Origin of the sequence: Roseovarius arcticus, from assembly GCF_006125015.1 — a bacterium.
GTDB lineage: Bacteria > Pseudomonadota > Alphaproteobacteria > Rhodobacterales > Rhodobacteraceae > Roseovarius > Roseovarius arcticus.
The window spans coordinates 297,918-319,739 of record NZ_SZZN01000001.1 but is presented as its reverse complement, the minus strand read 5'-3'; the positions used below and the strand labels follow the sequence as shown (position 1 = coordinate 319,739).

Annotated in this window: 20 protein-coding genes and 1 tRNA gene; 14 read left to right on the top strand and 7 right to left on the bottom strand. The window is 61.2% G+C overall.

Annotated features, from left to right (window positions below; all coding sequences use genetic code 11):
* Nucleotides 1-97 precede the first annotated feature (97 nt).
* The gene (locus MK6180000_RS01525; protein WP_138933125.1) at nucleotides 98-1,024 is read left to right on the top strand and encodes a LysR substrate-binding domain-containing protein; all 927 of its coding nucleotides are present in this window, start codon (nucleotides 98-100) and stop codon (nucleotides 1,022-1,024) included.
* 635 nt (nucleotides 1,025-1,659) lie between these two features.
* Complete coding sequence (locus tag MK6180000_RS01520) at nucleotides 1,660-2,067, top strand: (R)-mandelonitrile lyase (protein WP_138933124.1); 408 nt, start codon at nucleotides 1,660-1,662, stop codon at nucleotides 2,065-2,067.
* A 263-nt stretch (nucleotides 2,068-2,330) separates the two neighbouring features.
* Here the strand turns inward: MK6180000_RS01520 and MK6180000_RS01515 are convergent, their stop codons facing one another.
* The 6 genes from MK6180000_RS01515 to truA form a co-directional block, all read right to left on the bottom strand.
* Nucleotides 2,331-3,047 (bottom strand): LrgB family protein, encoded by a 717-nt coding sequence (locus MK6180000_RS01515; protein ID WP_138933123.1) that lies wholly within the window; start codon nucleotides 3,045-3,047, stop codon nucleotides 2,331-2,333.
* Nucleotides 3,044-3,397 (bottom strand): CidA/LrgA family protein, encoded by a 354-nt coding sequence (locus MK6180000_RS01510; RefSeq protein ID WP_138933122.1) that lies wholly within the window; start codon nucleotides 3,395-3,397, stop codon nucleotides 3,044-3,046. Before MK6180000_RS01510 ends, MK6180000_RS01515 begins: the two co-directional genes overlap by 4 nt.
* A 565-nt stretch (nucleotides 3,398-3,962) precedes the next feature.
* The gene (locus MK6180000_RS01500) at nucleotides 3,963-4,424 is read right to left on the bottom strand and encodes a pentapeptide repeat-containing protein (protein ID WP_138933120.1); all 462 of its coding nucleotides are present in this window, start codon (nucleotides 4,422-4,424) and stop codon (nucleotides 3,963-3,965) included.
* Between the two features lie 66 nt (nucleotides 4,425-4,490).
* Nucleotides 4,491-5,435 carry a calcium/sodium antiporter gene (locus tag MK6180000_RS01495; RefSeq protein ID WP_138933119.1) on the bottom strand — a complete coding sequence of 315 codons (945 nt, stop codon included), beginning with the start codon at nucleotides 5,433-5,435 and terminating at the stop codon, nucleotides 4,491-4,493.
* A 209-nt stretch (nucleotides 5,436-5,644) separates the two neighbouring features.
* Nucleotides 5,645-5,721 (bottom strand) — tRNA-Arg (locus MK6180000_RS01490).
* A gap of 42 nt (nucleotides 5,722-5,763) precedes the next feature.
* Nucleotides 5,764-6,537 carry a tRNA pseudouridine(38-40) synthase TruA gene (truA, locus tag MK6180000_RS01485; RefSeq protein WP_138933118.1) on the bottom strand — a complete coding sequence of 258 codons (774 nt, stop codon included), beginning with the start codon at nucleotides 6,535-6,537 and terminating at the stop codon, nucleotides 5,764-5,766.
* A 164-nt stretch (nucleotides 6,538-6,701) separates the two neighbouring features.
* On the opposite strand from truA, the gene MK6180000_RS01480 reads away from it, so the two are divergent.
* The 3 genes from MK6180000_RS01480 to MK6180000_RS01470 are packed head-to-tail and all read left to right on the top strand — an operon-like array spanning nucleotide 6,702 to nucleotide 9,581.
* Complete coding sequence (locus tag MK6180000_RS01480; protein WP_138933117.1) at nucleotides 6,702-8,129, top strand: YcjX family GTP-binding protein; 1,428 nt, start codon at nucleotides 6,702-6,704, stop codon at nucleotides 8,127-8,129.
* 44 nt (nucleotides 8,130-8,173) lie between these two features.
* Nucleotides 8,174-8,587 carry a GNAT family N-acetyltransferase gene (locus tag MK6180000_RS01475; protein WP_138933116.1) on the top strand — a complete coding sequence of 138 codons (414 nt, stop codon included), beginning with the start codon at nucleotides 8,174-8,176 and terminating at the stop codon, nucleotides 8,585-8,587.
* On the top strand, nucleotides 8,580-9,581 hold the full coding sequence (locus MK6180000_RS01470; RefSeq protein WP_138933115.1) for a YcjF family protein: 1,002 nt from the start codon (nucleotides 8,580-8,582) through the stop codon (nucleotides 9,579-9,581). Before MK6180000_RS01475 ends, MK6180000_RS01470 begins: the two co-directional genes overlap by 8 nt.
* Here MK6180000_RS01470 and MK6180000_RS01465 read toward each other — a convergent pair.
* Complete coding sequence (locus MK6180000_RS01465) at nucleotides 9,578-10,549, bottom strand: zinc transporter ZntB (protein ID WP_138933114.1); 972 nt, start codon at nucleotides 10,547-10,549, stop codon at nucleotides 9,578-9,580. The two genes, MK6180000_RS01470 and MK6180000_RS01465, sit on opposite strands and share 4 nt — an antisense overlap.
* A 131-nt stretch (nucleotides 10,550-10,680) precedes the next feature.
* On the opposite strand from MK6180000_RS01465, the gene MK6180000_RS01460 reads away from it, so the two are divergent.
* The 9 genes from MK6180000_RS01460 to MK6180000_RS01420 all read left to right on the top strand — a co-directional run bounded on the left by MK6180000_RS01460 (nucleotide 10,681) and on the right by MK6180000_RS01420 (nucleotide 21,820).
* Nucleotides 10,681-13,860 (top strand): valine--tRNA ligase, encoded by a 3,180-nt coding sequence (locus tag MK6180000_RS01460; RefSeq protein ID WP_138933113.1) that lies wholly within the window; start codon nucleotides 10,681-10,683, stop codon nucleotides 13,858-13,860.
* 274 nt (nucleotides 13,861-14,134) lie between these two features.
* Nucleotides 14,135-15,067 carry an AEC family transporter gene (locus tag MK6180000_RS01455; RefSeq protein WP_138933112.1) on the top strand — a complete coding sequence of 311 codons (933 nt, stop codon included), beginning with the start codon at nucleotides 14,135-14,137 and terminating at the stop codon, nucleotides 15,065-15,067.
* A gap of 103 nt (nucleotides 15,068-15,170) precedes the next feature.
* Nucleotides 15,171-16,004: an S-formylglutathione hydrolase gene (gene fghA, locus MK6180000_RS01450; protein WP_138933111.1), complete on the top strand. Its 834-nt coding sequence runs from the start codon at nucleotides 15,171-15,173 to the stop codon at nucleotides 16,002-16,004.
* Nucleotides 15,994-17,448: a Si-specific NAD(P)(+) transhydrogenase gene (gene sthA / locus MK6180000_RS01445; protein WP_138933110.1), complete on the top strand. Its 1,455-nt coding sequence runs from the start codon at nucleotides 15,994-15,996 to the stop codon at nucleotides 17,446-17,448. The genes fghA and sthA overlap by 11 nt, the downstream gene beginning before the upstream one ends.
* Before the next feature lie 294 nt (nucleotides 17,449-17,742).
* On the top strand, nucleotides 17,743-18,795 hold the full coding sequence (locus MK6180000_RS01440; protein ID WP_138933109.1) for a hypothetical protein: 1,053 nt from the start codon (nucleotides 17,743-17,745) through the stop codon (nucleotides 18,793-18,795).
* Nucleotides 18,796-18,843: 48 nt separating this feature from the next.
* Nucleotides 18,844-19,299, top strand: a complete 456-nt coding sequence (locus tag MK6180000_RS01435) for a YaiI/YqxD family protein (protein WP_138933108.1) — start codon at nucleotides 18,844-18,846, stop codon at nucleotides 19,297-19,299.
* 13 nt (nucleotides 19,300-19,312) lie between these two features.
* The gene (locus MK6180000_RS01430; RefSeq protein WP_138933107.1) at nucleotides 19,313-20,275 is read left to right on the top strand and encodes a DMT family transporter; all 963 of its coding nucleotides are present in this window, start codon (nucleotides 19,313-19,315) and stop codon (nucleotides 20,273-20,275) included.
* A gap of 10 nt (nucleotides 20,276-20,285) precedes the next feature.
* Nucleotides 20,286-20,906, top strand: a complete 621-nt coding sequence (locus MK6180000_RS01425) for an HAD family hydrolase (RefSeq protein WP_138933106.1) — start codon at nucleotides 20,286-20,288, stop codon at nucleotides 20,904-20,906.
* Entirely contained in the window at nucleotides 20,903-21,820 is a 918-nt protein-coding gene (locus MK6180000_RS01420) for an alpha/beta fold hydrolase (protein ID WP_138933105.1), read from the top strand. The genes MK6180000_RS01425 and MK6180000_RS01420 overlap by 4 nt, the downstream gene beginning before the upstream one ends.
* Nucleotides 21,821-21,822: the final 2 nt, after the last annotated feature.

The following is a 21,822-nucleotide window of genomic DNA, read 5'->3' as shown; positions in this document are numbered from 1 at the left end:
TGTTTTCCTCTGTGGCGTATTCGCCAAACTACAGTGTTGTTGAATGAGCAATGAGGTGTCAAATTAGAATTTCTCGCACTATGAAAGAGAATAAGGAATGCAAAAGCCGTTACCCAATCTGAACGGACTACGGGTGTTTGAAGCCGCTGCCCGTCACGAGAGCTTTACCAAGGCCGCCGATGAACTGAACGTAACACAATCGGCTGTCAGCAAGCAGGTCGCGGGCCTGGAGGGGCATTTCGGCAAATTGCTTTTCGAGAGACGACACAAGAAAATCACTCTGACACCTTTCGGCAGGGAGGTGTTCAAGGCCGCAGACATCAGTATCGCCACGCTTCGGGAAAGGCTCGAGAGAATCGGCACCAAACGGGCCCTTCAGATACGACTGGTCGCCGACGCCGATTTCGTCCAACTCTGGCTATTTCCGCGCCTGCCGGATTTTGAGCGATCCTTTCCTGACATCAGGATATCCGTGGAGACCCGGATCAGCATGGAAACGCCGCCGACGGAAGGGTTCGACTTCGCGGTGATCTGGGGGCGCGGAGCATGGCGGAACTGTCGGTTCCAACCACTCATGACGAACGCAGTATTCGTGGTCTGCGCGCCGGGGTATTTCGACGATCTCGGCCGTGCGCCCAACTTGCAGGATGTGCGCGACGACATTCTCATCCACGACCGGTCCACTTTCTGGTGGTCGACGCTTGGGTCTGCAGCCGGAGCGCGAGATTTCGATCCTGACGCTGGCCGGATTTACAACCAAACCGCACTCTGCCTCGAGGCGGCAGCGCGGGGGGACGGTCTGACCGTCGGCGACGAGGTCACGACGGCAGGCTACTTGCGCGACGGCCGCCTCATCTGCCCGTTTGCAAATCGGTTGCCGTCGCCCGACTCCTATTTTCTGGTAACCCCCTCGGGCGAACAATGGAGCGACGAGACACAAGCCTTCGTCAACTGGCTGAGCGAGCAGGCTAGTCAGCACAATCTTTGGTGGCGGGATTTCTGGTCTACGCTCGGCTCGAAATAGATCCGATGAGGCTCGCCACCTTTCCAAGGTAGCAGCCACTGACGCTGCTCAATTCTTAAGCGCCCCGCTCATCAGGGTCGTTGGGAAGATCATGCCATTCGCTGAAATTTGAGCGGATGCCGGACATGCGGAGTAAAGCGCACCCCTCCACACCACTATGGCTTGTTTAGTTACTGCTTATACAAGCGATGGCGCGGGATCGACGAGCGCGTAAGCATCTGTTTCCTGACTTGAAGGCACATCAGTTTGCATCTGCGGCGAATGCCCGCGTCTGCCCATCGTTCCAAACGGTCTACGCGCTGGCGGTGAGCGCAAGCGCCCACTTTCCGGGGCTGAGTGTCGCCGCTGAAAAGGTTTCACAAAGGGCAGTTTCGTCCTGCATTCCGACGCTTCAACGTACAAAATGCTGCAAGATGCGCGAATGGCCACAATGCGAAAGCTGCACCGCGGCGTTTTATGGATCGTCCCAAGACCGGTATGGGTCGGCACTACGCAAGTGCGTGCAGATCTTATCGCCCAGTTTTGTGAAAACGTATTAGGATCTTTAACGTTTTGCACGGCGTACATGAAATCGTCATGGGTTTGCAGCCGTAATCCTGCTATTGCCCACAGTACAACGCTAAGAGGAGCTCGACATGATGATCCACCGCGCCGGGGACCGACCTTCACACTTTCCAAGCAGCGAGTATTTCACCGGCAAGGTCCGGTTTGATCCGGTAGTGTCGGGTGACGACCCCTCACCGGTCAAAATCCTGTCAGTGACTTTTGAGCCTGGCGCGCGGACGGCGTGGCACACCCATCCGGCCGGTCAAACGCTGCACATATCGTCGGGCACTGGGCTGGCCGGGTCCGACGGGCAGCCGGTGCAAGTGCTGCATTCGGGCGATACGGTCTGGTTCGCGCCGGGGGAGCGGCATTGGCACGGCGCGTCACCAGACTGCGCTATGACCCATCTGGCAGTGCAGACTTCTGTCGATGGCAAGACTGCCGACTGGATGGAGCATGTCACGGACGAGGATTACAACGCCCCGCGCGCCGAATGAAATTAAGTATAGCAGCCCACAAAAAAGAATACGAATGCCGAAAGCTCATTCTGCCGGCATAGGGTGAGTTCGTTTGCCCCCAGATTTCGCAAGCGCAGCGACTGTCCGGTCTGGTGAAGCAGCGCCGCGGCGCTTAACCATGTGATAGTGGTCCGCTGAGGGCCGGGAGCGTTCCTGATAAGCATGGCTCGCCAGATGGCAGCCGTTTGCCAAGCACCTTGGCGCCAAGCCGCACTCCCTTCGAGTACCGAGTTGTAAGGCCTTCAAACCAGCCAGCGCACCAACAGCGGTACGATCAGGCTTGTCAGCAGAGCGTTGAGTGCCATGGCGATGCCAGCATAGGCCCCTGCCACAGGATTTACCTGAAATGCGCGGGCCGTCCCAATGCCATGTGCCGCAACACCGACAGCAAAACCTCGCGCCTGCCAGTCAGTGATCCGCAGCAAATTCATCAAAGGCGTTACCGTCACAGCCCCGATGATCCCCGTCAGAATGACCAACACTGCGGTCAGCGCCGGAACCCCTCCAATTGCTTCGGAGATGCCGAGAGCCACGGGCGCGGTAGTAGACTTTGGCGCCAACGACAGCAGGACCTCCATCGGCAGCCCAAAGGCACGCGCCAGCAAAATGGCCGAGCCCGCCGCGACGATCGAGCCTGCTAGCAAAGCCAGCAAGATCGGCGCGACCGAGGTCCGGATTGTGTCCCGATTTTCCCAAAGCGGTAAAGCCAAGGCCACAGTCGCGGGACCCAGCAGGAAATGGATGAATTGGGCACCCTCGAAATAGGTCGTGTAGTCTGTCTGTGTCAGCCAGAGCACTGGTGCAATCAGCAGAACCGACAGAAGCACCGGATTGGCCCAGGGTGGGTTACCCAAATGCCGCGCCACCCCGTCTGCAACCAGATAGGCGATGATCGTTGTGGTGAGCCAGATCAGCGGTGTGGTTGCCAGATAGCTCCAGAGGGTTGCAACGTCTGTCATGTCGTCCAACGTTCTGTTGCGTGCCGAACGCCAATGAATGTTCCGACAGCAGCCAGCATGGAGAGCACCGTCGACAGGGTCAGGATTACAAGCAGTGCAAATCCGTCATCCATCAAAACCTCGAAGTTGCCAATCACACCGACACCCGCAGGCACGAATAGGAACGACAGGTTCGCCAGTATGACCGTGGTCGTCGGCCTGAGCCGTTCAGCGAGGGCAGGCATTGCGCCGAGGATCAGCACGAGCAGGGTCAGACCCAGAACCGGGCCTGGCATTGCGAAGCCAAGCCCCTGCACTGTGATTTCTCCCAGCAACTGGCAGCCCAAGAGAAGTCCGAGTGTCTGGAGCATAGGTTTTCTCTCCGGAAATGGTAGTCCAAGGCATTCAGGCGCCAAACACTTTTCAGAACCAATGGAAAAGTTCTGCTCTGATAAATGGAAAGCCGCCATTCTTCAAGAATGCCACTTCTGCCGATGTTGAATGGCAGTTCGGTAGGATATTGCGGCGCGGATAGCTGCCAAAATGTCCGATTGCCTGTTTCCAGTCATGGGACTGCCGGACCCGCGTCCGGGAAACCCTTACCATAGTTGCTGCCACGGATCCTCGCAAAGCAATGGTCTTTGTGGCAGCGCACCCGGTGCGACAGCGTTTACCGGCAGCCGTTATTCCAGCATTCGGGTAGATATTGTGAAAAAGCTGTTCGATGCAGATCGTGCGATTGTGCTGACGGTCCTTGGGATGCTTCTGGCGGCTTTCGCTCTCTGGCCAATGCAAGACATCGCAGCTCAAAGCACTTTCATGGTGGGTCTGGCGCTCGTGTACATGGCCGGGGGGATGCCTGCTCCGTGGCGGGCACATCTGAAAGCCCTCCGTTAGGTTTGGCATCGGAACCGAGTATATTGGAGGGTAAGGCGTTCATCTGCAGTCCGAATTCTCCAAAATGTCACCGGGAATCTGGGTGTTGCATAGCCGCGCCAATTGTAGGTTTGTTCGTTCCAGAATTGCCCCTTCGAACACGGCACCCTTCAGGTCTGCCCCATCAAAAGTTACGTCTATCAGCCGCGACCCGACAAAGCTGGCACCGCTGAGGTCTGCGCCAACGAAGCTCACATTGCGTAGGCTTGCTCCATCGAAAATCACGAAATTCATGGCGGCACGGTCAAATACGATATTACTCAGTTGGGCAGACGCTAAATTGACGCCCATCAATTTACGCTCCGAGAAATCCTGTTTGTCGAATACACAACCCTCGCAGTCGCCGAGCATTTTGACGTCGGCAGACCGATCTAGGCCCTGAGCGTCGAGCGCGTATGTGGCCGCAAGCGTCAGCATACCCGCGATCATCAGCCCGAGTATTGGGCGGTTCATAGTGTTCATGTGGCGTTCTTTCCTGAAGCAGTATGATGATGGGACCCTACGAGCAGGGCCAACGTGAAGCGCCGTTTATACACCTCCGACAAGCCAAGCTGTGTAGGCAGCATACGCACCCAGAAAGACAAGGCCGGTCCCGCGCCCGATCCGTCGCCATGCCAGCACTGCAATGATCAGCGCTAGCGTGGCCGCCAACATGACCCAGACATCAAGCTGTGCAATCTGTGGCGGGATAGGGATTGGACGGATCAGCGCGGTAAAACCCAAGATGCCGAGGATATTGTAAATGTTCGACCCGATGACGTTACCAAAGGCGATGCCGGATTGGCACCGCAGCGCTGCCATGACGGACGTCACCAATTCAGGTAGCGACGTGCCCACTGCGACGACTGTAAGCCCCACGACCGTCTCGCTCATGCCCCACAGCAGGGCGAGGACGACTGCTGCGTCCACGGTCAGTCGCGCGCCGAGAATTGTCACTGCGATCCCGCCGAGCGCCAAACCAAGTGCTACCCAGACCGGGCCGGGCACTGCAACGCCTACGGGATCATCCTGCGGTCCGCCTGTGGCGACGCTGCTACAGTCGCTCCTGTAGGCAACGACGAGATAGACGAGTAGCGCAAAGATCAGAACGCTCCCCATCCACCGATCCAACGACCCATAGATAATCAGTCCGGCGGCGAGCGCAGTCGTGATCGCGATGGCCGTTCCGTCGCGGCGAAACGAGACAGGATCAATAGCCAGCGGCATAATTATGGCTGCTACGCCGAGGATCAAGAGTATGTTTGCAATGTTAGACCCGACGACATTGCCAATCGCAATGCCCGGAAACCCGCCCAAGGCCGCCTGCAAACTCGTGACGAGTTCCGGTGTAGAGGTTCCAAAACCAACGAGCGTCAGGCCAATCAGAAGAGGAGATACTCCGAACCGCACAGCGACGGACACCGCACCGCGCACCAACGCCTCCGCTCCGGCGACAAGCAGGGCAAATCCGAGAATAAGCTGGAGATAGACCACTTGTCTGACCGTCCCGTCATGTCAGGTCGGCGAGCGCATGGGCTATGCGGTTCGATGGCCTAAGAGTGGAAATGGGTTGCCAGTTGCCCAATATTCAAGAGGGCCTGCAGAAAATTTAGCTGGCGTCTCAACTCATTCGTTGAAAGAGGTTCGCGAAATGCCAATTCGTGCAAGCTTATGCACCCATCGGACGACAACAACGGCAAATCTGGCGATCCCTCGAGGACTCGAACCCCGAACCTGCTGATTAGAAGTCAGCTGCTCTATCCTGTTGAGCTAAGGGACCGCGCGGCCCTTCTCTAGCGCTGCGGTGCGATGGGCGCAAAGCCTAATCGGCATCGAATGGATCGTCTTCATAACCGACACCCGCCAGATACAGGCCCTGTGGTGGGCAGACCGGCCCGCATGCGGCGCGGTCCTTGGCATCCAGTGCCGTACGAATGGCCTCGGGCGCCCAGCCACCGCGTCCAACACGCTCTAGCGAGCCGACAATGCTGCGCACCTGATTGTGCAGGAACGACCGGGCGCGCACCTGAAATTGCAGTTCTGGCCCACCCCGCCCCTCAGCGGCTGCGATCTCAATCGCGTCCAGCGTCTTGACCGGGCTGGCCGACTGGCACGTGGTCGAACGGAAAGTGGTGAAATCATGCGTGCCGATCAGGTAGGCCGCCCCAGCGCGCATCGCGTCGATGTCTAGCGGGTGTGGCACCTGCCAGACCAGTCCGGCATCGTGCGTTACAGGTGCCCTGCGCATCGCGAGGCGAAAGAAATACCGCCGCTCCTGAGCCGAAAATCGGGCGTGCCACTCACAAGGCACTTCTGCGCAGTCGACGATTGCGACCGGCGCAGGCTTCATATGATAATTCAGCGCGCCCATTAGGGCGAATGGGTCCCACGGCTTGACCAGATTGCAATGCGCCACCTGCCCCATCGCATGCACGCCTGCATCGGTGCGACCGGCGGCGGCGATCTTGTGTTCCCCCGGCTCCAGCTTGGCCAGCGCGGCCTCAATGACGCCTTGCACGGATGGCCGGTCGCGCTGGCGTTGCCAGCCCGAAAACGGCCCCCCGTGATACTCGACTTTCAGTGCAAATCGCGGCATGTCCCGGCGCATAGTGCATTTATGGCGGCTATAAAAGCGCCTCGGGGCCTTCATCATGGTCCAAATACGCGTCGCCCTGCCGTCTGCGGGCTGCGCCACCACTGGAAACCACCCCGCCACACCGTTATCTATGGGGCCAGGCAACGACGCAAAAGGGCCGCACATTGGGCATTTCGACACTGGCAGACACCCTCACTCGCGGGGCCGAGCAGATTTCCAGCACCGTATCCGGCGCATTTTTCGAGCCGGTGATCCGCATCGGCGTCACCGGCCTCGCGCGGGCGGGCAAGACGGTGTTTATCACCTCGCTAGTCGCAAATCTGCTGGAGCGTGGGCGTATGCCCGGCCTCGTCGCCGCCCATGAGGGGCGCATCGCGGCGGCGTTCCTGCAGCCACAGCCCGACGATACCGTGCCCCGCTTTGACTTCGAATCCCACCTTGCCGCGCTGACCGCGCCCACACCCCACTGGCCCGATAGCACCCGCGCTATATCTGAACTTAGGCTTTCCTTGCGCGTGCGCCCCGCCGGGTTACTGGCAGGGCTGACAGGCCCGCGCACGGTGCATATCGACATCGTGGACTACCCCGGCGAATGGCTCTTGGACCTGCCGCTGATGGATAAATCCTACGCAGAGTGGAGCGCTGAGACGCTGGACGCCCTCCAGCGCCGCGATATTGCCGCATCTTATCTGGCCGAGGCGGGCGAGGTTGATGCGAGCGGCGCATGGGAAGAGCCGCAGATCAAGGCGCTGGCCGATACATTTACCACATATCTCAATGCTGCGCGCCAAAAGGGGCTAAGTGGCATCGCGCCGGGACGGTTTTTGCTGCCGGGCGAAATGGCAGGCTCCCCCGCACTTACCTTTGCGCCACTGGCAAAGCCCGGAGGCACAGGGCGCCGTAGCCTCTGGCGCGAGATGGAGCGTCGCTTTGAAGCGTACAAATCTCAGGTCGTCGCGCCGTTTTTCCGCGATCATTTTTCGCGTATCGACCGCCAGATTGTGCTGGTCGACGCGCTTGAGGCGATCCATGCAGGGCCGCCCGCAGTGGCCGATTTGCAGGACACGATGGCCGAGATCCTCAGCGCCTTTCGCCCCGGTCGCAACGCATTTCTAAGCCGTATCTTTCTGGGCCGCCGGGTGGAGAAGATTCTCTTTGCCGCGACCAAGGCAGACCATCTGCACCACACTCAGCACGCCCGCCTGACCGCGTTTATGGAGGCGCTGACCGGCGAGGCGCGTGCACGTGCCGATTTCCAAGGGGCCGAAACGTCGTCCATCGCGCTGGCCTCCCTTCGCGCCACCGTTGAGGAGACGCGCGAACATGACGGCGAAACGCTGGGCTGCGTACGCGGCACGCTGCTGAACGCTGACGGTAGCGCGGGCAAGCAGGCTGCGTTCTATCCCGGTGCGCTGCCCGATAGCCCCGCATCGCTGATCGCAGCGGCGCGTCAGGGGCATGAGGCGTGGTTGGATCAGGACTACCAGATCATGAAGTTCGCCCCTGCCCCGCTGGCGCTAAAGCCCGGTATGGGCCCACCGCATATCAGGCTGGACCGCGCGGCGCAGTTCCTGATCGGGGACCGCCTGTGAGGGCCGCCAATCCTAATCGCGCGCGTTTGTGGCATGTGCCGCAGATGACCGCTATCCTCTGGGGCTTTGCCCGGCGCAGTCCGTGGCTGCCCCGCGTGCGGCCCTATCGCACCGATCTGCGCGTCATGGCCCAGATCACGCGGCGCGGCTGGGTACGGGTGCTGCACGACGCGCGCGGGCCTGCCGCGTTTATCGCGCGGGACGGGGCGCGGGTTCATGCACTTTATGTACATCCACGCGCACAGAGGCGCGGGCTGGGCCGCACTCTACTCAATGATGCCAAACGCGATGCGCCCCAGTTAGAGCTGTGGGTGGCCGAGGCAAACGAGAGCGCGCGCGCCTTTTACAGCGCGCAGGGCTTCGCCGAGGGAGCGCGCGGCATCGGTGCAGGCAATGACGAGGCGCTACCGGACATACAAATGCTCTGGCACCCCGACAGGAGAACCTCTGATGAGTAGTCCCCGCAAAGGTCCCATCCTCTTTGACTTGGACGACAGCGTGCCAAAGGCCGCCCCGTCCGAGGCAGCGCCCGTGCCCGAGCTGGAGGCATCCGTCCCGCAGGGCCGCGCGATGCAGACCGCGGCGGTGCTGGCCACGCGCCGTCCGTCAAAACTGGCGCGCATTTTCTGGGGCCTCGTAGGCGCCCTCCTGACCTTTGCCATATCGCTTGCCGCGTGGGATTTTGCCACCGGTCTAATCGCTCGCGTGCCACTGCTGGGTTATGCCGTGATGGGCATGATTGGCGCGCTGATCTTGGTGCTGATCGCCATTGCCTTGCGCGAAATCGCCGCTTTTGCGAGGCTGGGCCGCATTGATGCACTGCACCGCAGGGCGGATATGGCTCTGGCGGATAACGACCTGCCCGCCGCCCGCGCACTAACGGATAATCTGGTCCAGCTTTATGCCGCCCGCGAAGATACCAGCTGGGGGCGCACGCGGCTGGCCGAGCAGCGCGGCGATCAGTTCGATGCCGCTACCCTGCTAGCCCTCGCTGAGGCCGAGTTGCTGGTCCCCCTCGACAGCGCCGCCCTGCGCGAGGTGGAGGCCGCCGCGCGCCAAGTCGCTGCCGTCACCGCGCTGGTGCCACTAGCCCTGGCCGACGTGGTGGTCGCGCTGACCGCGAACATCCGCATGATCAGACGCATCGCCGAGGTTTATGGCGGCCGCTCAGGCACGCTGGGCAGCTTGCGCCTGACACGCGCCGTAATGACGCATCTGGTGGCAACCGGCGCGGTAGCGGTGGGCGACGATGTCATCAGCTCGGTCGCTGGCGGCAGCCTGCTGTCCAAAATCTCGCGCCGCTTTGGCGAGGGGGTCGTGAACGGCGCGTTGACCGCCCGCGTTGGCGTCGCCGCGATGGAGGTCTGCCGCCCGCTGCCATTCTCGGCAGGCAAGCGGCCCAAGGTGCGGCGCATTGTGGCCACTGCGCTGAGCGGACTGTTCCCCAGTTAGCGGCGCATCAGCCAGCCAAGGCGGCCGAAAACCCCAAGTAGCACAGCGCCCAAAACAACCAGCAGGGCGCAGACAATCCAGAACGCATAGGGCGACGCCGCCCCCGGCATTCCACCGACATTTATTCCTAGCAGGCCAGTGATCAGGCCGAGCGGCAGGAACACGGCCGTGACAACCGACAAAAGCAACATCTGACGGTTCATCGCCTCGGCGCGTGCGTCCATGATGTGATCGTGGACCACCTGCGCCCGGTCGCGGATCGCGTCCAACTCCTCGGCCAGCCGCGTCACCCGCTCCGTCGCCTCGCGCAGGGCACTGCGCTGCGCAGGGCCGATCCACGGCAGCGGCTCAATTTCTAGTGTGCTGAGCGCGTCGCGCTGCGGAAACATGTAGCGCCGCAGTTGGATCGACACGCGCCGGATTTCGGCCAACTCGCGCCGTGGCGGCACGCCTCTGCTAGTCTCGACCGCATCCTCCAGATCGTCAATCCGCTCGTTCAGGTCAGCCACCACAGGCTCTGCCCGGTCGGCGAGACGCAATGCAAGCTGCGCGATCAGCTCAGACGCGCTGGCGGGGCCTGTGCCGCCCTCGCAATGCGCGAGCAGGTCAAGCGCGGCCCGCACCGGGCGGCGCGACAGCGTGATGATGCGGGCTTGTCCGGCCCAGATGCGCAGGCTGACCATATCCTCGGGGTCCTCGCCCGGCTCCAGATTAACCCCTCGCAGGTTCATCAGGACGCCGCCCTGATAGAGCGTGCAGCGCGGCCGCGTTTCTTCGGCCATGAGGGCGCTTGCGACAATGCTGTCGCCGCCAAATGCATTCAGCCACGCGCCGTCCTCGCCGGGCGATTGGTGCACATGCACCCACAGAACTGCGCCTTCGGGCAATATCTGGTCCTTGGCGGCATCGGGCGATATCGGGCGGGCGCCGCCCTGCCCATCCAGCAAAATCGCAGTCATTTCGTGCATCGTCTTCTCCCACTAGGCGCGGCGCTATAGGACGATAGCGGCGCGCGCGTGGCCAGCCCTGATTTGCAAGCGGCGCTTTCCCTCGGGCGCCGAATTGGCTAAGCCACAAGCCAAGGATAAGGAGCGTTCCCATGGCGATGGAAAAGACATTCGATGCGGCCGAGGCCGAGCAGCGGCTATATGAGGCGTGGGAGGCATCAGGCGCCTTCAAGGCGGGCGCAAATGCCCGCGATGGCGCCGAGCCGTTCAGCATCATGATCCCGCCACCGAACGTCACCGGCAGCCTGCATATGGGCCATGCGTTCAACAATACGCTGCAGGACATATTAGTTCGCTGGCACAGGATGCGCGGGTTTGACACGCTATGGCAGCCGGGAACGGATCATGCGGGCATCGCCACCCAGATGGTGACGGAACGGGACATGGCCGCCAATGGAGAGCCGACGCGTGTAGAGATGGGCCGCGAGGCATTCGAGCGCCGCGTCTGGCAGCAAAAGATCAAGTCTCGCGAGACGATCATCGGCCAGCTCAAGCGCCTCGGCGCCTCCTGCGACTGGTCGCGCGAGGCGTTCACCATGTCCGGCGCCCCGTCGGCCCCCGAGGGTGAGGAAGGCAACTTCCACGATGCCGTCATCAAGGTCTTTGTCGATATGTACGACAAGGGGATGATTTATCGCGGCAAGCGACTGGTCAACTGGGACCCGCATTTCGAGACAGCGATTTCCGATCTGGAGGTCGAGAATGTCGATATCGCAGGGCATATGTGGCACTTCAAGTACCCCCTCGCGGGCGGCGCGACTTACGAATACGTCGAGAAGGACGAAGACGGCAACGTCACGCTTCGCGAGACGCGCGATTACATCGCAATCGCGACGACGCGGCCCGAGACGATGCTGGGCGACGGCGCAGTTGCAGTGCACCCTTCGGACGCGCGGTATTCGGCAATCGTTGGCAAACTGTGCGAAATCCCCGTGGGGCCAAAAGAGCATCGCCGCCTGATCCCCATTATCACGGATGAATACCCTGATCCTGCGTTCGGCTCGGGTGCGGTTAAGATCACAGGTGCGCATGATTTCAACGATTATGCAGTCGCCAAGCGTGGCGGCATCCCCTGCTACCGCCTGATGGACACGCGTGCACAAATGCGTAGCGACGGCGCGCCCTATGCCGAGGCCGCAAGCATCGCGATGGACGTAGCCAAGGGAGAGCGCGAGCTAGGCGAGGCGGAGGTCGATACGATCAACCTCGTGCCGGATCATCTGCGCGGACTGGACCGGATGGAAGCCCGCGAACGCGTGATTGCCGAGATTACCGCCGAAGGCCTTGCCGTTATGACGCAGGCGCATGATCCGCGTCTGGGCAAGGCTGCCATGGCACCGCTCGCACCCGAAGAGGGCGGCGAGGCGCGCGAGGATACGCTGGTTCCGCTGGTCGAGGCCAAGCAGATCGTGCAGCCCTTTGGCGACCGCTCCAAAGTGGTGATCGAACCGATGCTGACCGACCAGTGGTTTGTCGACACCGCGCAGATCGTGCAGCCAGCGATAGATGCCGTACGCTCGGGCGAAGTGACGATAATGCCCGAATCCGATCGCAAAGTGTATTTCCACTGGCTGGAAAATATCGAGCCGTGGTGCATTTCGCGCCAGCTGTGGTGGGGGCATCAGATCCCGGTATGGTATGGCCTCGACCTGGAGCGCGGCGCGTTTCGGGATGACGAGGGCGACGGCGCGCTGGATCTGGTCGAAATGCAGCGGTTGCTGTGGGACCAGTCAATGGCGCCCGGCAGCGACCGTTATCATGCAGCGCCCAGCTTTGATGGGCTGGCGGATAAGTTCGACGATGTGCTGGCAGCTTTGCCGACACCGCTGAACCACGCGCGCCTCGTCGAGGTGGACACTCGCGAGGCCGCGATGCACCTCTTGGGCGAGAGCCTCGCGGAATATGTGGCAACTCAGGACCCCACGACGCTGGTCTATCCTGTCTGGCGCGATCCCGACGTGCTGGACACTTGGTTTTCGTCAGGCCTGTGGCCCATTGGCACGCTAGGCTGGCCCGAGCAAACGCCTGAATTGCAGAAGTATTTCCCAACATCAACGCTGATCACCGGCTTTGACATCATCTTTTTCTGGGTCGCCCGGATGATGATGATGCAATACGCAGTGACGGGGCAAAAGCCATTCGGCCATGTCTATGTCCACGCGCTGGTGCGCGACGAGAGCGGCAAGAAGATGTCGAAATCACTGGGCAACGTACTGGATCCATTGGAGTTGATCGACGAATACGGCACCGATGCCGTGCGCTTCACCTTGACGGCGATGGCCGCGATGGGGCGCGATCTGAAGCTGTCGAGCAGCCGCGTCGCAGGCTATCGCAATTTCGGCACGAAGCTGTGGAATGCCGCGCGTTTCGCGGAAATGAACGGCGCGACACCAGCGGCATTGGGCGAAAGGTATTCGGTAGATACCGTCCCCACCCCGAATGAGACGGTGAACCGCTGGATCGTGGGCGAGACGGCCAAGGTCCGCGCTGAAGTCGACGCGGCACTCAGCAACTACCGCTTCAACGATGCGGCGAACGCGCTCTATATCTTTGTCTGGGGCAAGGTGTGCGACTGGTATGTGGAGTTTTCCAAGCCGCTGCTGATGGACGGATCGGACGCCGTGAAGGCTGAGAGCCGCGAGACGATGGCATGGGTCATCGACCAGTGCCTGATCCTCTTGCACCCCATGATGCCCTTCGTCACCGAAGAATTGTGGGCCAATCTGGGTACGCGGCAAAAAATGTTGATCCACACTGACTGGCCGGAATATGGCAACGAGGCCGTCGATCCCGCCGCGGACCGCGAGATGAACTGGGTGATTTCCTTGATCGAGGCGGTGCGCAGCGCGCGGGCGCAGATGCACGTGCCCGCCGGATTGAAAATACCGCTACTGGCCACATCGCTGGATGATGCGGGCCGCGCGGCATGGGATCGCAACGAGGTGATGATCAAGCGGCTGGCGCGCATCGAGAGCCTTGAGCACGTCGATGCCTTCCCCAAAGGCTGCGCAACTGTCGCTGTTGAGGGCGGCATCTTTGGCCTGCCACTTGCCGACATTATCGACGTGGGCGAGGAAAAAGCACGGCTGGAAAAAACGCTGGGCAAGCTGGAAAAGGAAATCGGCGGCCTGAAAGGACGCGTGAACAACCCCAAGTTTGTCGCCTCAGCCCCTGATGAGGTGGTCGAGGAAGCCCGCGAAAACCTGGCGCTGCGCGAAGAAGAGGCACAGGCTTTGCGCGCTGCATTGGCACGGCTGGCTGAACTGGGCTGACGCGCGCGCGGCACGGGCGGGAGCGCGCCGCGCGGGGATATTTGAAGCAAGAAGAAATGCGGGCGCGTTCGGGAAACCGGGCGCGCCCATCTGATTTGGAAAAAGGGGCAGTTGCAGATTTTACGCAGTTGGGCCAGTTGGTTCGCGGTCATGTCGATATCGCCAGTCGGTAGCGCGCCGCGCGCGACATCAGCTGCTAGGATCGCGCCCAGCCTGGGGTACGCAGGCGCCGCAGGAGCAATTGACCTTACGGGCGGGCCTGCTATCCAGAGCCATGGCCGCGATATTCATCCAAACCCTGCCCTTTTTCATGATCATCGCGCTGGGGTATGGCGCGGGGCGCAGCGGGTTTTTCACCGAAGCGGCGACCGCGTGGCTGACCAAGTTCGTCTTCTACTTTGCCCTATCGGCAATGCTGCTGCGATTCTCTGCCAACCTTAGCTTGCGAGAGGTGTTCGACCTGCCTTTCGTGATGGCTTATCTGTGCGGCTCGGCGGTGATCTATGTGCTGGCCACTGTGGCGGCATACCTGCGCGGCATCCCGGCCGAAGAGGCCGCGGTTGAGGCGCAATGCGTCGTGATTGGCAATGTCGGCTTTCTGGGTATCCCGATGCTGGCGATGCTGATGGGCGAGGCGGCGATCGCGCCCGTTATGATGGTGCTAGCAGTCGATCTGATCGTCTTTGGCGCGCTGATCGTGATCGTAATCACCGGGACCCGCGACGGGCGGATGCGGCCTGCGGTGCTGGGCACGGTCGGGCTGGGCCTGCTGAAAAACCCGATGATTGTCTCTATCGTTGTCGGTCTGACATGGTCGGGTCTGGCGCTGCCGATCCCCGGCCCGGTGAACGAATTTCTAATCATCCTTGGCGGCGCCGCGACGCCCGGCGCGCTCTTTGCCATTGGCGCATCGCTGGCGGGCAAATCTGCAGAGAGGCCTTATGTGGCGGGCTGGCTCAGCTTTTGCAAACTGGTGCTGCATCCTGCTGCTGTCGCCATTTCGGCGCTGCTCATCTTCGATGTCGCGCCCTACGCGGCGGCGGTCATGATCGCGGCGGCGTCCCTGCCGGTTGCGGGCAATGTCTATATGCTGGCGCAGCATTACGGCGTCGCGCCGCAGCGGGTATCCACGTCGATACTAATCTCGACAATCATGGCTGCCGTGACGGTATCGCTGGTTATCGGCTGGGTGCAGCGGCTGTTTTAAGTAGCGGGGCCGCGCGAAAGGGCGCGCCTTTTATCCGTTTCATACCCATCAACCGCCTGTTAAGCATACCCGTGACACAACACCGGCCAAGAGGAGCGACGCTATGGAAATCAAATCCGAAAATACCTGTTTCGGGGGCGTTCAAGGCGTCTATTCGCACGCCTCCAAGGCGACAGGAACGGACATGACCTTTGGCCTCTTCCTGCCCGCCGAGGCACGCGATGGCCCCGTGCCGGTCTTGTGGTTTTTGTCCGGCCTGACCTGCACGCATGAGAACGCCATGACCAAGGCTGGCGCACAATGCTGGGCCGCCGAGCAGGGCATCGCGCTGGTATTTCCCGATACCTCGCCGCGCGGTGACGGCGTGGCAGATGATGACGCGTTCGACATGGGCCAAGGCGCGGGGTTCTATGTGAATGCCACTCAAGCGCCGTGGGCCAAGGATTTCAAGATGTGGGACTATGTCGCCGATGATCTGCCCGCGCTGCTGGGCGCCGAATTCAGCCTCGATATGGAGCGCCAAGCCATCACTGGTCACTCGATGGGCGGACACGGCGCGCTGACGCTGGCGATGGGATTGCCGGGCCGGTTCCGCTCTGTCTCGGCGTTTTCACCGATCTGTAACACCACCGCCAGCGACTGGGGCCGCAAGCAGTTGTCAGGGTATCTGGGCGATGATGAAGCCAAGTGGGCCGCGCACGATGCCAGCCTGCTGATGGCAGAAAAGGGATTTGACGGTCCCGTTCTGGTCGATACTGGCACAAATGATCAATTCCTCGACCTGCTTCGACCCGAGACACTGGCCCATTCCGCCGCCAAGCGCCGCCAGCAGGCCACCATCCGGATGCAGCCCGGCTATGACCACAGCTATTTCTTTATTTCCACCTTCATGGAGGATCACGTGACCTTCCACGCCGAGGCGCTTTATGCAGGATGAACTATTGGACCATTTCGACCTGATCGTCATAGGCTCTGGCCCCTCAGGCCGCTCTGCCGCGATTCAGGCAGGTAAGCTGAAGCGCCGCGTTTTGGTCATTGACCGCAAGGATCGTCTGGGCGGTGTGTCGGCGCATACCGGCACAATTCCGTCCAAGACGCTGCGCGAGACGGTGCTAAACCTGTCGGGTTGGCGCGAGCGCAGCTTTTACGGGCGCTCCTACCGCGTCAAGGACGACATCGGCGCCGAGGATCTCCAGGCCCGCCTGCACAAGACCGTCGACTACGAGGTCGATGTGCTGGAGCATCAATTTAACCGCAACCATGTGGAAACCCTGCACGGCCTCGCCAGATTTATCGGCCCGAAAGAGCTCGAAGTGCAGGTGGATGCAGGCCAAGCCACGCGCCTGACCGCAGACAAGTTCCTGATTGCCACTGGAACCAAGACATATCGGCCCGATAGTTGCCCATTCAACGGCACGACGGTTGTGGATAGCGATGAGTTTCTGAAGCTTGAGACGATCCCGCGCAGCCTGACGGTGATTGGCGCGGGCGTTATTGGTGTGGAATACGCCACCATGTTCGCCGCGCTGGACGTGCGCGTCACCTTGATAGAGCCGCGTGAGACGTTTTTGGATTTCATTGACCATGCGCTGATTGACGATTTCACCCATCAGATCCGTGAGAATGGCGTCGACTTGCGCCTAGGCTCTCCGATTGAGAGCATCGAGGATGCCGGGCGCCATGTTGAGGTGACGCTAGAGAACGGGCGCCATGTGCGGTCTGACATGCTGCTGTTCGCTGCCGGGCGTATGGGCGCGACCGACCGTCTGGGCCTGGACAAGGCGGGCCTGAAGGCTGACCATCGCGGGCGGCTTGCGGTTGATCACAAAACGTACCAGACGTCTGTGCCGCATATCTATGCCGCAGGCGACGTGATCGGCCATCCCAGCCTCGCGTCTACCTCGCTGCAACAGGGGCGGATCGCGGCGTGTCACGCGCTGGAAACGCCGACCTTGCCTGAAAGCCCTTGGTTTCCCTATGGCATCTATTCAGTGCCCGAAATCAGCACATGCGGCATGTCGGAAGAAGAAATGAACGAGCGCGGCATCCCCTATGAGGTCGGCGTCGCGCGGTTCCGCGAGACGTCGCGCGGCCATATCATGGGGCTGGAGCACGGCATGCTCAAAATGCTGTTTTCGCTGAAAACCCGCCGCGTTTTAGGCGTGCAAATTGTGGGCGAAGGCGCGACAGAGCTGATTCACATTGCTCAGGCTGTGCTGAATTTAAAGGGTACGGTGGACTACTTTGTGCAGAACACGTTCAACTATCCAACACTTGCTGAGGCGTACAAAATCGCAGGGCTAGACGCATTTAACCGCATGCCGATCCCTGAGGAATACAAGGTAGATCGCAAGAAGGCCAATGCGGGCGCCGCGAAGTAATCCCCCCCGTGCTGACTAAAATCACTGCAGTATCAAATAGATCGCACGGGTGATCGGCGCCGCCGCGTATCTTGTTGACAATTTCGATAGCCAGACGCGCTCCAGCCTCCTAGCATCCAAGCCATATCGACTCGTTATCTCTTCCGACCCCGGCGGGACCCCCGCCGAGGCATAGATCGTGGCATGCTGCGCGTAAATTTCGGCTGTCACGAGGCTGTCGCTTTTGTTTGACAGAATAGATTTTGCACTAGTAGCGAGCGATTTTTGCGTTCGCAGCCAACAAGGATGCCAGACATGCTCAGAAATGCCCTGCTTGCCGCCACGTTTGTTGTTGCCGGTAACGCGGCCCCTTTAACTGCGGCCACCGACATACCTCAATCGCGGATTGACGAGATCCTCGCCATGGACCCGACCGAGATGGCGCGCACCGGCGCATTCACCACTGCCGCGTATGACCGCCTGATGGGGTACATCAACTCGATCGAGAACCCGGAGCTGCGCACGCTCGTGCTGGATATGTATGAAACGCCGGAATCGACGGTTTTCAATGCGACCGCGTCGGCCGACGCGCTTCGCACCGCCCCTGCCACAGGCGGGCCGGGGCATCATCACTATCCAGGCGGCCTCGCTGTCCATCTCGTTGAGGTGATGGAAATCGCGCTGGGTTGGATCGAAATGTTCGACAGCATCCATGGCGTGCGAACAATGGACCGCGATCTGGTTATCGCGCAGCTTGCCCTGCACGATTGGAGCAAGGTTTGGTATAATTGGGACAAATCCATCGGCAAGGTGGCAAAGCCCGAATGGTTCCCCGACGCTTGGGGCGGCAAGGACGGTATCGCCCACTGGGGCTGGATGGGCGAGCATGGCGCGGTGGTCTATGCAGAACTCCTCAAGCGCGGTGCCCCGCAAGAGCTTCTGTTCGGGGCCGCATCGACCCATTTTGATCCGCACTGGGACGTTGCGACTACCAACAAGGACGGCAAGGACGAGGGTTTCAACGCCGCGATGATCGAAGCTGCAGAATATGCGCAGACAGAAGCGCCTCAACTCGACATGGACAAAAGGCGCGCCGAATGGTTCCTGTCGACCTACTCTGACGGTGACTGGTCGTTCTCCCACTATGTCGCGGGCAGTTCCGCCCACAAGTGGATCCGCAACGTCGCGGAGGATATGGGTATCGACCCCGAATCTCCCGAAGCGGCGATATTGGCATGGTTCGTGCTGACCCGCGTTTCCGACTTTAAGCTCTATAAGATCTATGAGGATGCGGACTTCTCGACCGAGACGGTTGAAGAGTTGATCCATGACGTGCTAGCCGATTCAACAGCCTACGAGGTGAAGTGATCCCCCGCGCCGCGCTATATATTCTCTAGCCCGGCGAAGGAGCCACCAATGCCGATCTACGTTGATGCCGACGCATGCCCCGTCAAGGACGAGGCGATCCGCGTCGGCACGCGGCATCAGCAGGCCGTTTATATCGTGTCTAACGGCGGCCTGCGCCCCTCGCCCCACCCGCTGGTACAGACGATCATCGTGCCCGACGGGCCGGACATCGCGGATATGTGGATCGCGGACCGGGCGGGCAAGGGCGACGTGGTCGTCACTGGAGACATCCCCTTGGCTGCGAAATGCGTAGAGGCAGGCGCGCTGGTGCTAAAGCATAACGGCGAGCCGCTGACCTCTGCCAATATCGGCAATGTGCTGGCCACCCGCGATCTGATGACGGACCTGCGCGCTGCCGATCCGTTCCGTCAGGGCGGTGGCAAGGGGTTTACAAAGGCGGATCGCTCACGCTTTCTGGACGCGCTGGAGCGGGCCGTAAGACAGGCGCGCATTCTCGCGCCCTGAAAGGCCCCAAACTATGTGTGCCCCCGCCATACAAGGTACCAATACACCCGGCGCGTTCTGCGCGCTGGCCGCGATCTTTTGCTTTTCCTTTGTCGATCTGGGGATCAAACTGCTTAGCGACGCATACGCATTGCATCAAATCGTCATGCTGCGCTCACTGGTCAGCCTTGTCGTGTTTCTGGCCGTTATCATGCCTATCAGCGGTGGCTGGCGCGTATTGCGCACCGCGCGGCCCGGCGCGCATTTGCTGCGCGGGATGTTCATCGTCTGCGCCAACGCCTGCCTTTTTCTTGGCCTTGCCGCGCTGCCTATCGCCGACGCAGTCGCGATCTTCTTTATTTCGCCGCTGGCCATCGCGGTAATGTCTGTGATCTTCCTCAGGGAGGTGGTCGGCCCGCGCCGCTGGATCGCTATCGCCGTCGGCCTGATCGGTGTTCTGCTGATCGTGCAGCCGGGAACGGACGCGTTTCAGTTGGCGTCGCTGCTGCCTGCCATGGCTGCCCTTCTGTATGGTGCGATGCACATGGTCACCCGCAAGGTTCGCGATACCGAAAGCGCGGCGACAATGACGATTTACGTCATTATCACATTTCTTATATCGAGCGCAGTGATCGGTGCGCTGATCGGACATGGGCGCTATGCCGGAGGGGCGCACCCGTCGCTCTCGTTCCTTTTGCGCGCATGGGGGCCCATCGCGCAGGGCGACATTTGGATTATCGTCATGCTGGGTGTCGCGGGGGTCGGCGGCAGTTGGCTGATAACCCAGGCCTACCGGCTCAGCGAGGCGGCTTTTGCCGCGCCGTTTGAATATGTGGCCATGCCGATCGCGATCTTCTGGGGCGCGATGTTTTTTGACACGTGGCCGACCGCAAACGCATGGGCCGGGATCGCGCTGATCCTTGGATCGGGCCTTTATATGCTGTGGCGCGAACACCGTGCCAGCGGCGCACGCCCCGCGCCGCGATACCGCAGGTAGGCGCCTCAAAATGACACCGCAAGCGGTCATCTTTGACATCGGCAACGTCCTGATCGAATGGCAACCTGAGCGGTATTTCGATGCCGCGATTGGCCCTGCGCGCAGCCGCGCCATGTTTGCCCAAGTAGACATTCACGCGATGATGGACCGGATTGACGCAGGCGCCGATTTTGCCGCTGAGGTGGCGAGGACCGCCGCCGCGCAGCCCGAGTACGCCGCCGAGATCCTTCATTTCCGCGATCACTGGTGCGAGATCGCGCAGCCCGCAATCGCCCATTCCGCGCGCCTTATGGCGGCCCTCAGGGCGCGGCGCATCCCCGTCTTTGCCCTGTCAAATTTCGGCGCGCAAAACTTTCCGCTCAGCGCTGCGCAATTCCCGTTTCTGCGCCAGTTCGACCGCGCCTATATCTCAGGCGAGATGGGCCTGATCAAGCCGGACCCAGCCATTTACGCCGCTGTCGAGGCCGATTGCGGCCTGTCGCCGGGCGCACTGCTGTTCACTGACGACCGCGAGGATAACATCATGGCCGCTGCCGCACGCGGCTGGCAGGTGCATCACTTTACCGGCGCGGCGGGTCTGGCGGAACGCCTTGTCGCCGCAAACCTGCTGACCAGGGAGGAGGCCGTATGATAGTTACGATCACGCTCTTGTCGCTACTGACTCTTTTTCCGTTTCTGCGCGAAGCGATCCGCCCGCGTATGGGCAAGCGCGCACGAGCCGAGGCACCCGGCAGCTTCGCCAAACTGGCGCAAGGCATAACGCATTACCGCTGGCTGGGCGCAGGCGATGGACCGGTGGCCGTTTGTGTGCATGGCTTGACCACGCCGTCCTTTGTCTGGGATCCTATCGCCAAGGGTTTGGGCGACCTGGGCTATCGCGTGTTGGTCTATGACCTCTACGGGCGCGGCTATTCGGACAGGCCGCGCGGCGCACAGGATTGCGCGTTTTTCACCCGGCAACTTGCCTATCTTTTGGCCGATCAAGGCGTCACCGAGGGTATCACGCTGCTGGGCTATTCGATGGGCGGCACCATCGCACCCACCTTTGCCGCTGAACGGCCAGCGATGATCCGCCATCTGGTGCTGCTGGCCCCTGCCGGGCTGGGCCACGACCTTGGCCCCGCGTCCCGGCTGTTAGCGCAGACCGGTCTTTTGGGGTCGTGGGCGATGCTATCGGTCTATGGCCGCTCCATGCGCCGCGCGCTGGAAAAGGATCGCAGCCAGAAATCTAGCATACCGGGCATCGTCGATATGCAGATCGCGCAGCTGCGCCATCGTGGCTTCCTGCCTGCCGTGCTCTCTTCTCTGCGCGGCGCACTCGATGCGGATATGGAGGAGGCGCACCGCGCGGTGGCGCAGGCGGATATCCCCACGCTGGCCATCTGGGCCGAGCAGGACAAGGTTATTCCGGTCGCGGGGCGCGATACGCTAGCGGCATGGAACCCCGCCGCGCAGCAAAAGGTGGTTGCGGGCGCAGACCACTCCCTGCCCTACACGCATGATACCGAAGTGACCGAAATCCTCGCTGCGCACTTGGCGCGCTGAGC

What these genes read in the sequence shown, in the direction of transcription:
- MK6180000_RS01455 (WP_138933112.1), top strand. Translation starts at nt 14,135, where the DNA reads ATGGCCGCGATATTCATCCAAACCCTGCCCTTTTTCATGATCATCGCG.
- truA (WP_138933118.1), bottom strand. Translation starts at nt 6,537, where the DNA reads ATGCCGCGATTTGCACTGAAAGTCGAGTATCACGGGGGGCCGTTTTCG.
- fghA (WP_138933111.1), top strand. Translation starts at nt 15,171, where the DNA reads ATGGAAATCAAATCCGAAAATACCTGTTTCGGGGGCGTTCAAGGCGTC.
- MK6180000_RS01425 (WP_138933106.1), top strand. Translation starts at nt 20,286, where the DNA reads ATGACACCGCAAGCGGTCATCTTTGACATCGGCAACGTCCTGATCGAA.
- sthA (WP_138933110.1), top strand. Translation starts at nt 15,994, where the DNA reads ATGCAGGATGAACTATTGGACCATTTCGACCTGATCGTCATAGGCTCT.
- MK6180000_RS01510 (WP_138933122.1), bottom strand. Translation starts at nt 3,397, where the DNA reads ATGCTCCAGACACTCGGACTTCTCTTGGGCTGCCAGTTGCTGGGAGAA.
- MK6180000_RS01515 (WP_138933123.1), bottom strand. Translation starts at nt 3,047, where the DNA reads ATGACAGACGTTGCAACCCTCTGGAGCTATCTGGCAACCACACCGCTG.
- MK6180000_RS01500 (WP_138933120.1), bottom strand. Translation starts at nt 4,424, where the DNA reads ATGAACACTATGAACCGCCCAATACTCGGGCTGATGATCGCGGGTATG.
- MK6180000_RS01420 (WP_138933105.1), top strand. Translation starts at nt 20,903, where the DNA reads ATGATAGTTACGATCACGCTCTTGTCGCTACTGACTCTTTTTCCGTTT.
- MK6180000_RS01430 (WP_138933107.1), top strand. Translation starts at nt 19,313, where the DNA reads ATGTGTGCCCCCGCCATACAAGGTACCAATACACCCGGCGCGTTCTGC.
- MK6180000_RS01440 (WP_138933109.1), top strand. Translation starts at nt 17,743, where the DNA reads ATGCTCAGAAATGCCCTGCTTGCCGCCACGTTTGTTGTTGCCGGTAAC.
- MK6180000_RS01435 (WP_138933108.1), top strand. Translation starts at nt 18,844, where the DNA reads ATGCCGATCTACGTTGATGCCGACGCATGCCCCGTCAAGGACGAGGCG.
- MK6180000_RS01475 (WP_138933116.1), top strand. Translation starts at nt 8,174, where the DNA reads ATGACCGCTATCCTCTGGGGCTTTGCCCGGCGCAGTCCGTGGCTGCCC.
- MK6180000_RS01460 (WP_138933113.1), top strand. Translation starts at nt 10,681, where the DNA reads ATGGCGATGGAAAAGACATTCGATGCGGCCGAGGCCGAGCAGCGGCTA.
- MK6180000_RS01520 (WP_138933124.1), top strand. Translation starts at nt 1,660, where the DNA reads ATGATGATCCACCGCGCCGGGGACCGACCTTCACACTTTCCAAGCAGC.
- MK6180000_RS01465 (WP_138933114.1), bottom strand. Translation starts at nt 10,549, where the DNA reads ATGCACGAAATGACTGCGATTTTGCTGGATGGGCAGGGCGGCGCCCGC.
- MK6180000_RS01525 (WP_138933125.1), top strand. Translation starts at nt 98, where the DNA reads ATGCAAAAGCCGTTACCCAATCTGAACGGACTACGGGTGTTTGAAGCC.
- MK6180000_RS01470 (WP_138933115.1), top strand. Translation starts at nt 8,580, where the DNA reads ATGAGTAGTCCCCGCAAAGGTCCCATCCTCTTTGACTTGGACGACAGC.